The organism is Natrarchaeobius oligotrophus (assembly GCF_003841465.1).
GTDB lineage: Archaea > Halobacteriota > Halobacteria > Halobacteriales > Natrialbaceae > Natrarchaeobius > Natrarchaeobius oligotrophus.
Window position 1 is genome coordinate 494,742 of record NZ_REFZ01000001.1, and the last position, 16,726, is coordinate 511,467.

Annotated in this window: 20 protein-coding genes; 11 read left to right on the forward strand and 9 right to left on the reverse strand. The window is 66.4% G+C overall.

The annotated features are described in order from the left end of the window. Window positions 1-13: 13 nt before the first annotated feature. Both EA472_RS02495 and proS read left to right on the forward strand, forming a co-directional pair. Window positions 14-532 (forward strand): 8-oxo-dGTP diphosphatase, encoded by a 519-nt coding sequence (locus EA472_RS02495; RefSeq protein ID WP_124189917.1) that lies wholly within the window; start codon window positions 14-16, stop codon window positions 530-532. A 219-nt stretch (window positions 533-751) separates the two neighbouring features. Next, on the forward strand, window positions 752-2,233 hold the full coding sequence (gene proS, locus EA472_RS02500) for a proline--tRNA ligase (protein WP_124189918.1): 1,482 nt from the start codon (window positions 752-754) through the stop codon (window positions 2,231-2,233). A gap of 279 nt (window positions 2,234-2,512) precedes the next feature. Here proS and EA472_RS22340 read toward each other — a convergent pair whose 3' ends face one another. Then, a complete protein-coding gene (locus EA472_RS22340; protein ID WP_165874794.1) occupies window positions 2,513-2,686 on the reverse strand; it encodes a hypothetical protein in 174 nt (57 codons plus the stop codon). A 29-nt stretch (window positions 2,687-2,715) separates the two neighbouring features. On the opposite strand from EA472_RS22340, the gene EA472_RS02505 reads away from it, so the two are divergent. Beyond that, window positions 2,716-3,096, forward strand: coding sequence for a nascent polypeptide-associated complex protein (locus EA472_RS02505; protein WP_124189919.1), 381 nt, complete (start codon window positions 2,716-2,718; stop codon window positions 3,094-3,096). Window positions 3,097-3,101: 5 nt separating this feature from the next. Then, window positions 3,102-3,899, forward strand: coding sequence for a methyltransferase domain-containing protein (locus tag EA472_RS02510; protein ID WP_394341336.1), 798 nt, complete (start codon window positions 3,102-3,104; stop codon window positions 3,897-3,899). Window positions 3,900-3,941: 42 nt separating this feature from the next. Here the strand turns inward: EA472_RS02510 and EA472_RS02515 are convergent, their stop codons facing one another. Next, entirely contained in the window at window positions 3,942-4,247 is a 306-nt protein-coding gene (locus EA472_RS02515) for a DUF1467 domain-containing protein (protein WP_343205498.1), read from the reverse strand. Window positions 4,248-4,622: 375 nt separating this feature from the next. On the opposite strand from EA472_RS02515, the gene EA472_RS02520 reads away from it, so the two are divergent. Then, window positions 4,623-5,030 carry a hypothetical protein gene (locus EA472_RS02520; RefSeq protein ID WP_124189921.1) on the forward strand — a complete coding sequence of 136 codons (408 nt, stop codon included), beginning with the start codon at window positions 4,623-4,625 and terminating at the stop codon, window positions 5,028-5,030. A 15-nt stretch (window positions 5,031-5,045) separates the two neighbouring features. Here the strand turns inward: EA472_RS02520 and EA472_RS02525 are convergent, their stop codons facing one another. Beyond that, window positions 5,046-5,846 carry a mechanosensitive ion channel family protein gene (locus EA472_RS02525; protein WP_124189922.1) on the reverse strand — a complete coding sequence of 267 codons (801 nt, stop codon included), beginning with the start codon at window positions 5,844-5,846 and terminating at the stop codon, window positions 5,046-5,048. Window positions 5,847-6,212: 366 nt separating this feature from the next. Between EA472_RS02525 and EA472_RS02530 the strand changes: the two genes are divergently transcribed. After that, on the forward strand, window positions 6,213-6,443 hold the full coding sequence (locus EA472_RS02530) for a hypothetical protein (RefSeq protein ID WP_124189923.1): 231 nt from the start codon (window positions 6,213-6,215) through the stop codon (window positions 6,441-6,443). A gap of 261 nt (window positions 6,444-6,704) precedes the next feature. Here the strand turns inward: EA472_RS02530 and EA472_RS02535 are convergent, their stop codons facing one another. Together EA472_RS02535 and EA472_RS02540 are read right to left on the reverse strand one after the other, a co-directional pair. Next, window positions 6,705-7,013 carry a transcription factor S gene (locus EA472_RS02535; RefSeq protein ID WP_124189924.1) on the reverse strand — a complete coding sequence of 103 codons (309 nt, stop codon included), beginning with the start codon at window positions 7,011-7,013 and terminating at the stop codon, window positions 6,705-6,707. 170 nt (window positions 7,014-7,183) lie between these two features. Next, entirely contained in the window at window positions 7,184-7,441 is a 258-nt protein-coding gene (locus EA472_RS02540; protein ID WP_124189996.1) for a DUF5789 family protein, read from the reverse strand. A gap of 117 nt (window positions 7,442-7,558) precedes the next feature. Here EA472_RS02540 and EA472_RS02545 point away from each other — a divergent pair, with 117 nt between their 5' ends. Further along, the gene (locus tag EA472_RS02545) at window positions 7,559-8,848 is read left to right on the forward strand and encodes an MFS transporter (protein ID WP_124189925.1); all 1,290 of its coding nucleotides are present in this window, start codon (window positions 7,559-7,561) and stop codon (window positions 8,846-8,848) included. 84 nt (window positions 8,849-8,932) lie between these two features. Continuing rightward, window positions 8,933-9,436, forward strand: a complete 504-nt coding sequence (locus EA472_RS02550; RefSeq protein WP_124189926.1) for a DUF5797 family protein — start codon at window positions 8,933-8,935, stop codon at window positions 9,434-9,436. Window positions 9,437-9,556: 120 nt separating this feature from the next. Here EA472_RS02550 and EA472_RS02555 read toward each other — a convergent pair whose 3' ends face one another. From EA472_RS02555 to EA472_RS02570, 4 genes are all read right to left on the reverse strand, one after another. Continuing rightward, entirely contained in the window at window positions 9,557-10,600 is a 1,044-nt protein-coding gene (locus tag EA472_RS02555; protein WP_124189927.1) for a DUF5787 family protein, read from the reverse strand. 37 nt (window positions 10,601-10,637) lie between these two features. Further along, entirely contained in the window at window positions 10,638-11,276 is a 639-nt protein-coding gene (locus tag EA472_RS02560) for a DUF4013 domain-containing protein (protein ID WP_243637752.1), read from the reverse strand. A gap of 107 nt (window positions 11,277-11,383) precedes the next feature. After that, complete coding sequence (locus EA472_RS02565) at window positions 11,384-12,082, reverse strand: DUF4013 domain-containing protein (RefSeq protein WP_124189929.1); 699 nt, start codon at window positions 12,080-12,082, stop codon at window positions 11,384-11,386. Window positions 12,083-12,278: 196 nt separating this feature from the next. Next, window positions 12,279-12,713 (reverse strand): bis(5'-nucleosyl)-tetraphosphatase, encoded by a 435-nt coding sequence (locus tag EA472_RS02570; RefSeq protein WP_124189930.1) that lies wholly within the window; start codon window positions 12,711-12,713, stop codon window positions 12,279-12,281. A 243-nt stretch (window positions 12,714-12,956) separates the two neighbouring features. On the opposite strand from EA472_RS02570, the gene EA472_RS02575 reads away from it, so the two are divergent. The 3 genes from EA472_RS02575 to EA472_RS02585 all read left to right on the forward strand — a co-directional run bounded on the left by EA472_RS02575 (window position 12,957) and on the right by EA472_RS02585 (window position 16,575). Beyond that, on the forward strand, window positions 12,957-13,292 hold the full coding sequence (locus tag EA472_RS02575) for an uS10/mL48 family ribosomal protein (protein WP_124189931.1): 336 nt from the start codon (window positions 12,957-12,959) through the stop codon (window positions 13,290-13,292). 118 nt (window positions 13,293-13,410) lie between these two features. Further along, a complete protein-coding gene (locus tag EA472_RS02580; protein WP_124189932.1) occupies window positions 13,411-14,685 on the forward strand; it encodes an amidohydrolase in 1,275 nt (424 codons plus the stop codon). 174 nt (window positions 14,686-14,859) lie between these two features. After that, entirely contained in the window at window positions 14,860-16,575 is a 1,716-nt protein-coding gene (locus tag EA472_RS02585) for a M48 family metalloprotease (protein WP_124189933.1), read from the forward strand. The last annotated feature ends 151 nt before the right edge of the window (window positions 16,576-16,726 follow it).

Genomic DNA, 16,726 nt, shown 5'->3' on the forward strand with positions numbered 1-16,726 from the left:
TCGAACGCGGCGTATGCTCGAGGCGACGCTGTGTTTTCCACTGCGAGGCGGTGAGACGACGGCCGACGAGCCCGGCGACCGGCGGGAGGTTCTCCTGATCGAAAAGCGTCGGGGGCTCGGCGAGGGCTGGTACAACGGTCCCGGCGGCAAGCTCGAGGACGGCGAGACCCCCCGCGAGTGTGCCGTCCGCGAGACGCGCGAGGAGGTCGGCCTGCAGATCGATCCCGACGACCTCGAGAAAGCCGGCGAACTGACGTTCCTGCTCGACGGCGCGGTACACACGTTCTGTCACGTCTACCGGACCGCGGCGTTCGCCGGCGAACCGATCGCCACCGAGGAGGCCAGACCGGAGTGGTTCGCGCTCGAGGACGTCCCCTACGACCGAATGTGGGAGGACGACCGCCTGTGGCTGCCCGGCGTCCTCTGCGGGCGAACGGTCCGCGGCGAGTTCGAGTTTTCCGGCGGAAAACCGCTCGACGAGGCGGCGTTCGTCGACCACGATCTCGAGTGGGACGTCGCCGTTCACGACTGAGCGGCGGACGCCGACGCGTCCTCGAAACGAACGGAGCGTCTCGACGCCACTCCAGATCCGCTCGACCGATAGTTCGATACTCGAAGATACTTCGAACTGGGAAGTAACGGCGGAGGTGGGGGCCTCGAGCGATCCGATCCGCCGACGGCGGCGTCCGACTACCGCTGTGGGATCCGCTCTTCGCATGCTTTAAGCCCGCGCTGGCAGAGTGTCGAACTAATGAGCGACGAGAGCCAGGAACTCGGGATCACCGAGTCGAAATCGCACAAACCCGGCGAGTGGTACGCGGAGGTCGTCCAGAAGGCCGGCCTCGCGGATTACGCACCGATGGGCGGATTCATCGTCACCAGGCCGCGGGGCTACGCCCTCTGGGAGCGGATCCAGGAGACGCTCGACGGCTGGTTCAAAGACAGCGGCGTCGACAACGTCTACTTCCCGATGTTCATCCCCGAGAGCTTCCTCGAGCGCGAGAAGGACATCGTCGAGGGCTTCGACCCCGAGGTCGCGTGGGTGACCCAGGGCGGCCACGACGAACTCGAGGAGCGACTCGCGGTGCGTCCGACCAGCGAGTCGATCATCGCGCCCTTCATGGCCGACTGGACGCGCAGCCACCGCGACCTCCCGCTCCGGCTGAACCAGTGGTGCTCGGTGGTCCGCTGGGAGGCCACGGAGACCAAACCCTTCTTCCGGACCAAGGAGTTCCTCTGGCAGGAGGGCCACACCGCCCACGCGACCGACGAGAGCGCCTGGGAGGAGGTCTGGACCCGGCTGTCACAGTACGAACGCGTGTTCGAGGAACTGCTCGCCGTCCCGGTGATGCGCGGCAAGAAACCCGAACACGACAAGTTCCCCGGCGCGAAGACGACGACGACCGTCGAGGCGCTGATGCCCGACGGCAAGTCGGTCCAGAGCGCGACCAGCCACCACCTCGGTCGGAGCTTCGCCGAGGCGTTCGACATCACGTACGCCGACGAGGACGAAGCGGAGCAGACCGCCTACACGACCTCGTGGGGGCTCTCCTGGCGCGCGCTCGGGGCGCTCATCATGACCCACTCCGACGACCAGGGGCTCGTGCTCCCGCCGACGATCGCGCCCACGCAGGTCGTCGTCGTCCCGATCTGGCAAGAAGACACCAAAGCTGACGTCCTCGAGTACGCCGAAGCGCTCACGGCGGACCTCGAGGAGGCCGGCTTCCGGGTCGAACTCGACGACCGCGACGAGCGTAATCCCGGCTTCAAGTTCAACGAACACGAACTCAACGGCGTCCCGCTCAGACTCGAGATCGGACCGAACGAGGTCGAAGACGGCGAGGCGACGTTCGTCCACCGACCGGACAACGAGAAGGTCGTCGAGGACCGCGACGGACTCGTCGACGCCGTCGACGACCACCTCGAGACGATCTTCGAGAAGCTGTACGACGCCGCAGCCGAGAACCTCGAGGAGAACGTCCGCGAGGCCCACAGCCCGGAGGAGATCCTCGGAACGATCGGTAAACACGGCGGCTACGTGAAGACGCCGTGGTGTGGTGACGAGGCCTGCGAGGAGGCCATCAAGGAGAAGATCGCCGCCGAAATCGTGATGCAGCCGCTCGAAGACCAGGGCGGAACGACGGCGGGCGACGTCGTCGAGCCCGACCGCGACGAGTGCGGCGTCTGCGGCGACCCCGCCGACGAGGTCGCCTACTTCGCGAAGAGCTACTGAGACGGACTGGCGTCCGCCGGTTCCGAGAGGGCCGCGCCGGGTCTGGTCGCTCTCGAGCGACTCGGGCGACGGATCCCGATTCGACCCATCGACCCCGTGATTCGTCCCCGTTTGTCGTGAATGGGTATAACTGTCGTACCTAATCGTTTAACCAAAGAGTGCTTACGGATGCGCTGAGAAGGAGTTGGTGGTGTTCACTCCGGTGGTGAACACTATGTGTCTCTGACAACTACTGTCCTCGCTGGGCCAGCCCGAAGCCGAGCGAGGGCGGGTCGTTCTCTATCGCAGCTCGCAGACGACGCGAACAGACGACGAGAGCGTCGGCTCCGAGTTCCCCGACCGCGACCGATCGTCCCGGTCGCCCGGCGGGATCGGCACGCGAGCGGATCGCGTCTCGCCCCGGCGTCCCAGCGTCGCGGCGCTCGAGGCGAAACCGGTGACAGACCGCAGCATAAAAGGTCGCTGGTAGCGACGTGGTGAGTATGTTCGGAGGAGGCGGCGGACTCAACCCGCGCAAGATGGAACAGATGATGAAACAGATGGGGATCGACGTCGACGAGATCGACGCCGAGGAGGTCATCATCCGGACCGACGAGTACGACCTCGTCTTCGGCGACCCCGACGTGACCAAGATGGACGCCCGGGGCCAGGAGACCTACCAGATCATCGGCTCCCCCGAGGAAGTCGAGGCGGGTAGCGCCGGAAGCGCCGGCGAGGCTGCGGCCGACGACGCCGGCTCGGCGATCCCCGACGACGACATCGAACTCGTCGCCGAGCGCGCCGGTGTCAGCGAGGACGAGGCCCGCGAGGCGCTCGAGGCGGCCGACGGCGATCTCGCCGCGGCGATCGGCGAACTCGAATAACTCGCGTGAGCGACGATACCGATCCGGCGGAAACCGAATCGACCGGCGAGGGAGACGGCGGACGAGCCGGTCGCGTGCCGGTGCTGGTCGTCCGCGACGACCGCGAGTTTCTCGTCCAGCCCGGCGAGGAGATGGGAACCGACCTGGGCGTCCTCGCGGTCCCCGATGACGTCGAGCCGGGCGACGACCTCGAGACGCACCTGGGTGAGGCGTTTACGGTCCGGAGACTCCGAGGCCCGGACCTGTTTCACCACTTCGAGCGGACGGGCGCGCCGATGGTCCCGCGCGATATCGGCCTGGTGATCGGGGAGACGGGGATCGCCCGCGGCGACCGCGTCCTCGACGCCGGCACCGGAACGGGAGTGCTCGCGGCGTCGATGGCCCGCGCCGGCGCGTCGGTCGTCAGCTACGAGCGCGACCCCGAGTTCGCCGAGGTCGCCCGCGAGAACATGGAACTGGGCGGCGTCGCCGACGCCGTCGACGTTCGGACGGGCGACCTGCGCGAGGCCGTCGACGACCTCGAGCCGTCGTCGTTCGACGTCCTCACCCTCGACACCGGCGACGCGGCGGACGTGGTAACTCACGCCCCCGACCTGCTGGTCGACGGCGGTTTCGTCGCGGTCTACAGTCCGTTCATCGAGTCGACGCGCGCGGTCGTCGAAGCGGCCCGCGAGGCCGACCTGTCGAACGTCCGCACCCGCGAGACGATCCAGCGCGAGATGCAGTTCGACGACCGCGGCTCGAGACCCTCGACGGCCCCCGTCGGTCACACGGGCTATCTGACGATCGCCCGGAACGTGTGAGACCGACGAGAGTCGTCGGTTACGTCGAATCGATGGGAACCGTTACTCCTCCCGATTCTCGTTCAGAACTCGTTCTTCGGGAGTAGGCCGTCCCGGATGTATGCCGTACGTCGCGAACCAGTAGAGCACCGTCACCGAGACTGCAGCGAGCACTGCCGCTCCGGCGACCGCCTCGAGCGCGGCGGTGGCGACTGGACCGGAGAGCACGTCGCCGACGGCGTCGGCCCGTTCGCTCGACGGTGCAGTCGCGAGGGCGTACGGGAGAAATGCGACGAAAGCGAGCGCCCACCACCGCCTCGCGGCCGACCGGAGCGCGTCGATCGGTCGATCGCGCACGGAACTGGTCACGCCGAAGAGACCCACGGCGATCAGCAAGAGAGCCGGAACCGTTCTGGCGGACGGAACGAAACCGTCGTTAACTGCGATACCGAGCGCCACGAATCCGGCGAAAACTGCGAGGGAAAGCGGTGACGATGTGAGACGGGTGTGACGCATACTGATTCCTGGTTCCGGGTGATCGTACAAAGCTCTCGCGAACGACGAACGGTCGCTGACGGTGACGAAACAGATCGTTGACCTCTGTCGGCGGACAACAAAGAACGTATTACCCACCTCGCCAAGGGTAGCGTAAGAACGTATGCGGCAGGTCACGACCCCGCTTTCGAACCAGGATACGGCGACCGACCGGTCGGATCGTCCCGCCTCGACGCGGGTGCGATAACGATGTTGCGCCGCCTCTGGAAGCGCCACGTTACGGGCCGCCCCGACCAGTACCAGGCGTACGTTTCGTTTCCACCGACGACCGACGGAACGCCCGTCGCCAACGCCCACGACTGGATCGAAGAACTCGAGTACACCTTCGAGGGCCGTCTCGACGTCTACGCTCGATTCCAGGGTATCGCGGTCGTGACGGACCGCGTTCCGGCGGACGAGTTCGACGCGGCCACCTTCGAGACGATTCTCGATCGGCTCGAAGATGCGTACACGGGGACGCACCGACTCGTGCGCCTCGAGAAGTGGCGACCGATCGACGACAGCCTGGTGAGGTCGTACGTCGTCGTCCCGGTCAAACCGCTCTTTCCATCCGATTCGGCCGAACGGCCCGAAATGGCACCTTCGTCGACCGAGTGACCGATCGAACGACGTTCAGTCGTCCTCGGCACTCGGTCCGGGTTCGGAGCCCGTATCGCGACCGGAGCCACGCGACTCGCTGCCACGAGCCGGTTCGTTTCCTGCCCGACTCTCGGTCGGCGTGACGGAGCTGGTCCGCCCCATCCACCGATCGATGTTTTCGGCGACGTAGTCCTTTCCGCCCCAGCCGAAGGCGATTCCCGCACCGATCGCGACGGCGGCCGCCAGCCCCCACGCGAGCGCTCGAGCGAACACGTACAGAATTCCGACGTCGATTCCCATCGTGTCCAGGCCGATGACGATGGCGGTAAAGTAGAGGAACAGCCGAGCGCCGTTCGCGAACCACGATGCGTACGCCGTTTCCGCCGCCGCTCGCGTGCGCTCGATGACGTCACCGATGAAGTCGGCGACGACGAACCCGAGAACGATGACGAGCAGCCCCGCGATGAACGCGGGCAGGTACGAGACGGCCGTCGAGACCCACTCCGAAAGCGTCGGGATCGCGAGCGCGTTCGCGGCCGCGAGGATGGCGAGACCGTAGACGAACCACTTTCCTAGCTTCCCGAACGCGCCCGAAACGGCACGTTCGGTTCCGCCGAGAATTCGTCCGAGCGGCGTCTCGAGAACCATTCGGTCCAGTTCGACTCCGTCGGCGATCCGACGCACCACCCGCGCGGTAAACCGGCCGACGATCCAGCCGACGAAGAGGATCACGAGCGCTCCGACCAATCGAGGTAGGAACGTGACCAGTTCGGCAATCGGATCTTGTAACCATTCGGGGACTTGTACTTGCTGGATCGGTTGGAATCGAACCATGCCATCGAATCACATCCCATCGTTCTTCTCTATTATGCATGATATGGAAGAGAAGAAAGAAATTCGATTGGTCGAAGGATCGATACGACGTGTGAACTACACATTACCACTAATTATCGGGCGGTCAAACAGTTCGATCTGAAATATCATTTTTAGAACTAGTCGCTCGCGATGGTCGTGAGCCACGACCGAGTGCCGCAGTCGGGTGTCGATAACAAACGGTTGAGTGAGTTCGACAACTTCGGCGGAAATCACCCCACTCTACTCCGACGGTCCGTATCGACAGTGATCCCGGAAACGTGACGATTTCGGTTACCTATCCGAACACAGTTCTGTTGCTGTTCGTCGAAATCGGCACGTCTCCGCGTGCCTCACCGACAGGTGCTGAATCACGCTCGAACGGCCGAGCCGTCGTCGTCCACCGTCCCGACGCTCGAGGCCGGCGACGCGAACGATCGGATGGCAGACGCGGTCGTCGGTGCTGATCCGTCGACCGTCCGCATTCGCGAGCAGACTCGTCGTGAGAGACGCGACTCGAGATCCTCGACGGCCCCCGTCGGTCACACGGGCAATCTGACGATCGCCCGGAACGTCTGACCGGCGGCCGAGAATCCACTCCGGTAACCTCTCGACTTTCGCGTCGACGACACCCGCCGCGTAGCGAGGCCGGTGGTCGAACGCGCGCATCTGCCGCGAAACCTCCGCGGCCACCGAACGAACGAGCGCGTTCGACCGACGTGAAAGGGAACTCCTCGAGCGCCTGACACGGAGCGAGGTGACTACCGATCGACTTTTCAGAGAGACGTTGCGCTTGGGAGCGCCGCCGCCGGGCGCGATAGATCGCAGCGTAAAACGTCGTTAGTTGTCGTCCTCCCGCCACTTGTACTCGCACTCGGTGCAGATGAAAAACCGCGTCTCGGACTCGTCGGCCGAGCGGATCTGTTGCATGTACCAGTAGGCGCGGTCGTTGCCGCACTCGGGACAGAGTGCGTCGGTCTCGGGGAGCGACGTCTCCTCGGAGGACTCGATGATCTCGCTAACCTCCTGTCCTTCCGTCACCGTGTACTGATCGGCGTCGCCTTTTGGTTTGGTGAATCCGCAGCTCCCACACTCCCAGACGCCGTCCTCGGCTTTCATCATCGAACCGCATTCGTCGCAGAACTCCATCGGTGTGCGGGTTACGTCGACCGAACGACTTAAGGGACGCGTTTGTCGACTGCCTCGCGGGCCGCCGCTCGAGGCCGCCGGAGCCCGAAAAATCCCGGATCGACCGCCGAAACACCCCCGGCTCGAGGTGGGCTATCCTCGTCTTCCGGCAGGGACGACTCGCCGTCGTACTACCCCTCGCCTTCCGACTGGTACGGCTCACCGACGGCCTCGCGGGGCAACACGTTGTGCAGTTCCGCCTCGAGATCTCCCGCCGACTCGAAGCGATCGCTGCCGCTCGATTCGACGAGCGAGCCGAGGTTTCGCTCGCCGTCGGCGAGCAACAGCGTCACGTCGTCGAACTCGCTCGCGGCCTCGTCGTTCGTCGCCGGGTACTCGAGGGACTCGAAGAGGTTCTCGACTTCGTTGAGTTTGATCTCCGACGCCATGTGGGGAGGAACGGCCACCAGGTGCTTGTAGTTCGTGACGGGTTCGACTGACACTCACCACCACGTATCGTTTCGGTTCGAAACGCTAATCGGCCGGGCCGGTTCAGTTACGCACCGATGCGGGAACTCGGCCGCCGGATCGTCGCGCAGTTCGTGGTCGATCGGCGAGTGCTCGCGCTCGCGTTCGCGCGGATGGCCGACGGCGTCGGCAACTCGTTTCTGATCATCGTCATCCCGCTGTACGTGGCGAGCGACGTCGTCGGCGGCGCGACGTTCGGGCTCGAGGAGGCGATGATCATCGGCATCATTCTCTCGCTGTTCGGCTTTCTCAACAGCAGCGTCCAGCCGTTCACCGGACGGCTGTCCGACCGGCTCGGCCGACGAAAGCCGTTCATCCTGGTCGGCCTCGGCGGTCTCGCCGCGACGAACGTGGCGTACGTTTTCGCGGAGTCGTACCTCTCGCTGGTGGTCATCCGCGGCCTGCAGGGCGTCAGCGTCGCGTTCATCGTTCCGGCGTCGATCGCGCTGGTGAACGAACTGGCGACCACGCGCGACCGCGGCGGAAACATGGGCGTCTACAACACGTTCCGCCTGATCGGTTTCGGGGCGGGGCCGGTCGCGGCCGGCGCGGTCGTCAATCTCGGCCCGTACGAACTCCCCGGTGGCGCGACGATCAGCGGATTCGAGGCGGCCTTCTACGTCGCCGCGATCACCGCGGCGATCAGCTACGCGATGGTGACCGTGCTGATCTCGGACCCCGACTCGACGGAGGCCAACGCCGGAGCCGACCTCTCGATCGCGGTTCGAGACCGGAACGGTCCCCACCTGCTCGATCCGATCTTCACCCTCGGGCTCGCGTCGCTGTTTATGGCGGCGGCGATCGCGCTGTTCGCGACGATCCAGCCCCAGGTCAACGCCCGCCTCGAGCAGGGCTCGACCTGGTTCGGCATCCAGTTCGCGGCGTTCATCGTCGCCCAGATCGTCCTGCAGACGCCGATCGGCCGGGCCTGCGATCGGTACGGCCGGCGGCCGTTCATCGTCGGCGGAATGCTGTTGTTGATCCCCGCGACGCTCGTCCAGGGGTTCGTATCGAGTTCGGAGACGATGTTCCTGGCCCGACTGATCCAGGGGATCGCAGGCGCGATGGTGTTCGCGCCGTCGCTGGCGCTGGCCGGCGACCTCGCGGGAGAAGGCGAATCCGGCTCCAAACTCTCCGTGCTCACGATGGCGTTCGGCTTCGGCATCGCCATCGGACCGTTCGCTTCCGGCGCGTTGATCGGCTACGGCTTCGAGGTGCCGTTCGTCTTCGGCACCGTCCTCGCCGCGTTCGGATCGATCCTCGTCTACACGCAGATCGAGGAGACGCTCGAGACCGCCGCTCCGGTGCCGATCGTCGGCGGGGATTGACGCCGCGTCCGGCCATACCGGCGTCGACTCCGGATCGGGGACGGGACGCAACGCAAAAGTAGCGGATCCGCATACGATTCGACGATGACTCTCTCGGAGGAGGCCAGAGAACGGCTGGCCGACGTGGTGGAGCTACAGCCGACGAAAAATTCCGAGCTGCAGGATCGGTGGGGGATGGAAAGCGGCAGTGAAGTCCACCAGTACCTGGAGGGGGAACTCGGCGACTACTACTTTCGCGACGACAACAGCCTGATCCGGGCGACCGCGGAGGCGGCGGACCTCGTGGACGTCGAACCCGGAATCGAAACCGATCCGGACGAGGAGGGCGCACCCTCGAGAATCCGCGTTCCCGAACGTCAGGCGCAGATCGTCGAGGTGCTGGCCGGCCCCGACGAGCGCTCCGAAAGCGTCGTCTCCGTGTTGCACAAACTCCGGGATCGGTTCGACGTCGACCACGACGCCGAAGACGTCCGCTCGGACCTCCAGAGTCTGCGACGCAAGGACGTCGTCGAGGTCGAGTACCGGACCGTCCCGACGTTCCGACTCGCGGTCTCGCGGGACGACCTCGAGGTCAGCGTCTCGGACTGAGCGGGTCGACGCCGAGTTCGGGACGTCCCGTGGTCACAGACCGACAGGCCGTTAGCGTCCGGATTTGCCGTCGCTTACAGATCGGATCGGTAGGCCGATACCGCCCGGATTAACCGTCGCCTACAGCCCGGGACGGCGGTCGGATCGTCGGTCCTCGAGCAGCCGTCGGCAGCGTTTTCCGGGCCCGCCTTCGATCGGCCAGCCGCGGGTGCGCCAGGCGGGCGGCTCCGGCTCGAACTCCGGGCAGGAACCGGAGCACTCCGTCGCGGTCTGACGGCATCCCGTCGCGTCGCAGTGCGGCACGAGCTGATTTCCCGCGTGCGAACGTAACTGGAAGTGCCGACAGTCGGGGCGCATCGTCTCGACGAACGACCGCCAGCCGCGCTCGTAGGCGCGTTCCGCGATGGCGAGTCGCCGTTCGGTCTTCTCGGCCGGATCGACGTACTCGAACCGGGCCGCAGATCCGTCCCGCTCGCCGCCCGCCGGTTGCTCGAGGATGCGCGTCCCCGGATCGTCCACCGGCAGCGATCGGGGATACCACTCGACTTCGGCGATCAGCGAGTCGGGTTCGAGCGCGAGCACCCCGGCCTCGACCGGCAGGTCCTCGAAGAGAACGGGTTCGACGCGCTCGCCGGTTTTCCTGGTGGCGACCCAGACCTCGTCGGCGAGCGCCATCGCGACGTCGTACTCGAGCTGTGAGGCCAGCGAGCGCGCGGCGCTCGCGTCGAGGTCGGGTTTGTTCTCGACGGCGACGATCCGCTCGAGCCAGTCAGGGTAAGGCCACCTGCGACGGATCTGGATGCGGTTTCCGTCTCGACGCGTCTCGAGGACGCCGCGATCGTCGGCGCGGTGGATCGCCTCGCGGACGTACCGCCAGGGGTAGCCCGGGTGGGGCAGGGCGTCGCGGTAGTACGTCCACTCGTCGGGCGCGTTCCGGACGACGTGTAACAGGTCGCCGTCGAGGCGCTTCGGGCCGAACTTCGAGCGGGCGCGAAGACCCTCGAGGTCGCACTCGAGGACGAGCGTGTCCCAGCGGCGGCGTTTCGTGCCGAGCTGTCGGGCGACGAGGACCGTCCGGTCGCCGTCACCGTCGGGTGGCCACTCGCGTTCGGCCCACCGACACGCTCGCAGTTCGAAGTGGAACTCGGCCGAGTACCGGGTCACGGCCGAGTTTGGACGTCGAGCGAAAAAACGCGTTCGATCAGATCGGCTGCGCTGCGCCCGTCGAATCGGATCGCGTCGTCGGACTCGTTTTCGCGAAGGCGAGACCGAACATCCTGCAGATCGCCACGTACGAGTAGAAATACACCACCGGAACGAGCACTATCCCGACGATAGTCATCGTGAGAAGCGCCATGACGACCCAGGCGATCACGGCGATGACGATCGGCAACAGCACCGCCAGAAGGTACTCGAAGCTCAGGACGACCGACTTGATGACGCCGAAGTCGAACGCGCCGTTGATCGAACCCGTGTGCGCGTAGTTCGTCAGCGCCGCGGGGACGACGTAGTAGATGACCAGCATCAGCGGGATGAACGTCAGCATGGTCACGAATCCGAGCCCCGCGAGTACGCCGCCGCCGTCGCCACCGATCACGCCACCCGCGCCGACGAGGGTGAACACGACGACCATGTAGATTACGAACGGGACGAACGAGTAGACGATACTGATGACGGTAGCGACGAGACCCTTGACGAAGAGATCTCCCCACTCTTCGAACTCCGGAGGTTCGTCCGCGCCGTCGACCGTCGTCTCGAGGACGCGGACGAGATAGCCCGCCACGAAGAACGCGGGTATCAACAGAAACGACAGGAGTCCGAGGACCGATCCGATGATCATCCGCCCGATCCAATCGCCACGTACTGGGTAGGAAAGTCCATCTTCTAGCATGAGTGTACGATCAACCGAGGATACTGTATACTATTAAAACTATTTATGTTGGTAACTTAACCCCCTGGAGAGGACGTCGAAACGGCGTTCCCGACGACTCGACAGCTGACGAGAGCGGTGACGAACGCGAGCGCCGGCACCGCGAGCGTTCCGACGACGGTCAACAGGCTGACCACCGCAACGGCGAGAAAGACGAGCGGAACGACCTGGAGAACCGCGAGCGCGAGGAAGTACTCGCGGCCCACGACGGTCGAAACGAGCGCGCGACGGTCGAACGCCGCGCGGAACCGTCCGGTTTCGGCGTATCGCGCCAGCGCCGCGGGGAGTGCGTAGTAAAGCGCACACGCGAACGCGACGACGGCCAGCGAGACGAGCGCGGCGAACAGTGCGGCGACGATGCTCACCCCCCATATCAGCGTCTCGTGGCCGCCGATCGCGGGGGCCAGTCCGGACAGCCCGTAGTACCCACCGACGCCGAACGCCACTGCCAGCGCGCCACCCGCGATCACCGGAGCGAGGAGGTAACACAGCGTGATCCCCAGCGCGACCAGCCCCGTCGTCGCGAGCCCCCGCCAGGTTCGAAACGCCGGGGGCTCCGATCGTCCCTCGAGCGTCGCTGCGAGCGTTCGAACGCAGTATCCGGCGAGAATCAGTCCCGGGACGACGAGGATCGATCCGAGAACGAGGACGCTGCCAATTGCGGTCCGCTCGAGCCACGGGCCTCGAGTCGGATACGAGAGCGGGTCGTCGAACATCCGAACGTCTCGAACGTATGGTTACAGACGGCCCCGATAAACGCTTCGAGGTCCCGTCGCGATCGTTCTCCGGGCGGTCCGGAGCGGAAAGTCGCCGAACCGACTCGAGCGATCGACCGCCGCGATCGGTTCGAACCCGACAACCGCTCCGCTGTGAGAACGGCCGCCGTCGACGCCGCGCTACCCGCGAGAAGTGTTAGTCGTCTCCCTCCTCGCGTTCGTCGAGAAACTCGTGGGCCTGCTCTAAGATCTCTCGCGGGCCGTCCTGGGTGACGGTGTTCACCGCCTGTTCGTAATCGCGCCACTGCAGGTCGCGGTGTTCGTGGGAGAGTTCCGCGCTCGCCTCGAACGATTTCGCGATGAAGAGGTGAACGGTCTTGTGGATGGTCGTTCCGTTCGCCTCGAAGACGTAATCGTAGTCCTCGCGAAAGCCGTCGAGTAACCGAAACTCCTCGATTCCTGCCTCTTCCTTTACTTCGCGGATAGCCGTCTGCTGTAGTTCTTCGTCTCCTTCGACACCGCCCTTCGGAAACTCCCAGTCGCCCGGGCGGCTCTTGAGTAGAAGATACTCGCGCCGGCCCCGCGTGTCGCGGAAGAGGATCGCGCCTGCGCTCGTAGCTTCGACTGCCATTAACAGGACTAATAGATACGACGTTAAGAGAATATCGGACTGTTCGTCATCCGTATACTGCTTCCCGAGGAGAATTACACGAATTTATCAATTGGCGGCTCGAATCCGACCGTTGACGAACGGACGGCGACGGCTTCGGTCGCCGGCGGCTCGCGCGCCGGCAGAGTGGGGGGACTCGCCGTCACCGTCGCCCCATCTCAGCAACTTTTTACGCGCCGACCGTGGACGTTGGACAACGAATCCATGACCTTCGTCACCCGTCTCACGCTCCAGAGCGGCGATCGAGCCGCGCTCGACGGCATCGTCGACGACATCAAATCCACCGCGGAACGAAAGGGGGCGGCGCTGAAGGGACCCCACTCGCATCCACCCGAGACGATCTCGGTTCCCCAGCACTGCCGGCTTCACGGCGACGACGAGCGTCGGTTTTCCTCCTGGCAGTACACCGTCTTCACCCGCGAACTCGAGATTCACGGCCACGACAACCTCGCGCGGAACATCGCCTCCCAGAACTTTCCCGACTCGGTCCACATCGAAGCCGAGGTCGAACAGATTCACGGCGCCGGCCGCAGCAACTGACGAACGTCCGTCGGATCGACTCCGGCGCGGGTTCGACGGTTGAGTCGGTTCTTGCGGCAGCGTCGATCCGCGTTTCGCGTCGATGGCGTTACGTGTCAGGGCCGCGTCCGTCCCGACGATGACGACCGACGATCTCGTCTCGTTTCGCCGCGATCTGCACCGACGACCGGAACCCGCCTGGCGGGAGTTCTACACCACGGCACGGATCGTCGAGGAACTCGAGTCCAGACTCGACCTCGACGAACTCCACGTCGGGCCGGAGGCGATCGCGACCGACCACCGGCTGGCCGTTCCCGACGACGTCGAACTCGACCGGTGGTACGAGCAGGCCCGCGAGACCGACGTCGACGAGGCGATCCTCGAGCGCCTCGAGGGGGGATATACGGGTGCCGTCGCCGTCCTCGAACGCGGCGACGGACCGACGGTGGGGCTGCGCGTCGACGTCGACGGACTGCCGCGCGAGGAGTCCGACGATCCGGACCACCTGCCCGCAGCGGAGGGGTTTCGATCGGAACACGAGGGGGCGATGCACGCCTGCGGACACGACGCCCACGCGACCATCGGCGTCGGCGTCCTCGAACGGATCGCCGACGGCGATTTCTCGGGCACGCTGAAAGTGTTCTTTCAGCCCGCAGAGGAGGTCATCGGCGGCGGCAAGGCGATGGCGAACCGCGAGCACGTCGCCGACGTCGACTACCTGCTCGCGGTTCACGTCGGCCTCGACCATCCGACCGGCACCGTCGTCGCGGGAATCGACGGCTTCCTCGCGGTCTGTCACCTCGAGGCGGAATTTTCCGGCGAGCCGGCTCACGCGGGCGGCCACCCCGAACAGGGGAGAAACGCGGTCCAGGCGATGGCGACGGCGGTCCAGAACCTCTACGGCATCCCGCGGCACAACGACGGCAAGACGCGAGTCAACGCGGGGGTCGTCGAGGGCGGCAGCGCGGCAAACATCGTTCCCGAGCACGCTCGCATCGTCGCCGAAGTGCGCGGCGAGACGACCGACCTCATGGAGTACGTCCGCACCCACGCCAAGCGGATCGTCCGAAGCGCGGCCGAGATGCACGACTGCGAGGTCTCCTTCGAGACGGGTGCGGAGGCTCCGAGCGCGACGAGCGACGAGGAACTGGTCTCGCTCGTCGCCGACGTCGCGGGCGAGACGACCGGCGTCGAGACCGTTCTCGAGCGCGACGAACTCGGCGGCAGCGAGGACGCGACGTTCCTGATGCGCGAAGTACAGCAAAACGGCGGTCACGCGGCCTACGTCGGCGTCGGCACCGACCACCCCGGCGGCCACCACACCTCGACGTTCGACGTCGACGAGGAGAGCATCGGTCAGGCGGTCGACGTCCTCTCGAAGACGATCGAACGGATCGATCGGGAACGACCCTGACGGTCGTCCCGTTTCAGCGGGTCGGAACCGAACCGGCGGACGAACGCTGCGGTCCGGAGTCGTCGTTCGATCGGATACTTATTTTTCCATCGAGACGAGTCGTTCGAACGACATGCGTTCCCCGCAGCCTCCCTCCACCCCGTACGAGCCGCGGCGACTCGAGGTGGGGTCGCCGTGACGTCGATCCGCACCCGCGCCGGCCTCCTCGCCCGCACCGCCATCGCCGCCGGCTGCTGTCTCGTCCTCTCGAGCGCCGTCGTCGGCGCGGCCCTGCTGCTCGTCGCCGTCCCCGTCTACGCGGGAACTCGGTACGGCGTGGAGACCCTTTCGTCGCCGGCGTTCCGGCCCGACACCGACGCCGGCCTCCTCGCCGAACCGCTCGCCGGGGCGTTCGTGGTCGCGATCGCGGTCACCTGCCTGGTCGCCGTCGAACTGTCGCTTCGAACCGTCCGCACCGCCCGCGAGCGCGGAGCGCCGGCCGGCGCGCTCGCACAGGGGGCCGTCGAACTCGCGTCGTACGTGCTGTTGCTCTCGTCGCTGCTGCTCGCGCTGGCCGTCCTGCCGTTTTTGCGGTCGACGCTGCCCGAGCCCGCGTTCGCACTCCTGGTCCTGTTCGGCTCGTTCTACCTGCTGACGGTCGGTTACGCCTGGGCCGCCCACGAGTGGCTCCGCTCGCGCGACGCGGACGACGAGCGAACGACCGGCGGCGGCTACCTCGTCATCGGCGTCTTCGCCGTCGGCTACCTCAGCGCGGCCTACTGGTCCGGGTTCGGCTGGCTCGTCGTCGTCGCGCTCGGCTGGCTCGTCCTCGGCTCGGTCCTCGCTCCCGACCACGTCGACCGGGTTCGAGACGCCGTCGAGCGCCGCGCCGCCGAGAGCGCCGAGGAGGAACCCGTCGATCCCGACGACGTCTACGGCTTCACGGACGAAGTCGAACGGATTCGCGCTCGGCTCCGGCGGGCGCGGGGTCCGCGACCGGCGGTCCTCGCGGCGGTCGGTGCGCTCGTCGTACTGGGCGGGGGCTACTGGGCGGCGACCCGCGTTTCGACCGGGGCGCTCGCCGCCTCGCTGGCCGCCGTGAGCGCCGTTTCGCTCGTCGGCGTCCACGCCGGCGGCGCGATCCGCGCGGAGTTCGCCGGCGACACCGCCGTTCTCCGCGAACTCGAGGGTCGATTCGACCTCGAGGCGCTCGCGGCGGGCGAGCCTGCGGATCGGACCGTCGGCGCGAGCGGGCCAGCCGATGCCGAACCGACTCGCTCGTCGCTGGCGTCCGTCGTGACTCGACTCGCCGGGCAAGCCGATCTGCCGGCCCCCGAGATTCGGGTGCTCGAGCGCGACACGCCGGTCGCGCTGACGGTGGGCTACCGACCGGCCGCGTCGACACTGGTCCTCTCCCGGGGGCTGATCGAGACGCTCGAGAGGCGCGAACTCGAGGCCGTCGTCGCCCACGAACTCGCCCACGTCGCCAACCGGGACGCCGCGGTGCTCACCGCGCTGTCGGCACCCGGAGCCGTCGCGCGGCTCTCGCGCAGCCGGTACGGCTACAACCCCGTCGTCGCGCCGCTCGCCGCGTCGGTTCGGCTGGCGAGTCGCTGGTACGTCGCCCTCGTCGCCCGCGGGCGGGAGTACGCCGCCGACGACGGCGCGGTCGCGATCACCGGCGATCCGGCCGCCCTCGCCGGCGCACTCGAGACGCTGGACGACGACCTCGAGCGTCGTCCGACGACGGATCTCCGCGAGCGGGATACGGCCGCCGCGTTCGCCATCGTCCCGCCGCCGTGGGAGGAACACCCCTTTTTCGACCGGACGCGACGGTTCGTCGCGCGAACGATCTTCGGGACCCATCCGCCGACGAAAACGCGCGTCGACCGGCTGCGGACTCGAGTGTGATTCGGGCGTCCCGATACACTCGAAACAGGTGGCCAGGAGGGGCGGTCGCCGCAACTCGCGGCGACCGTCGTGACTCGGGGGAGGGCAGGCGGTCGGCCGATAACGACCGCGAGCGAGTAAAACGAGCGAGCGGGCCGACGACCGATGTGGA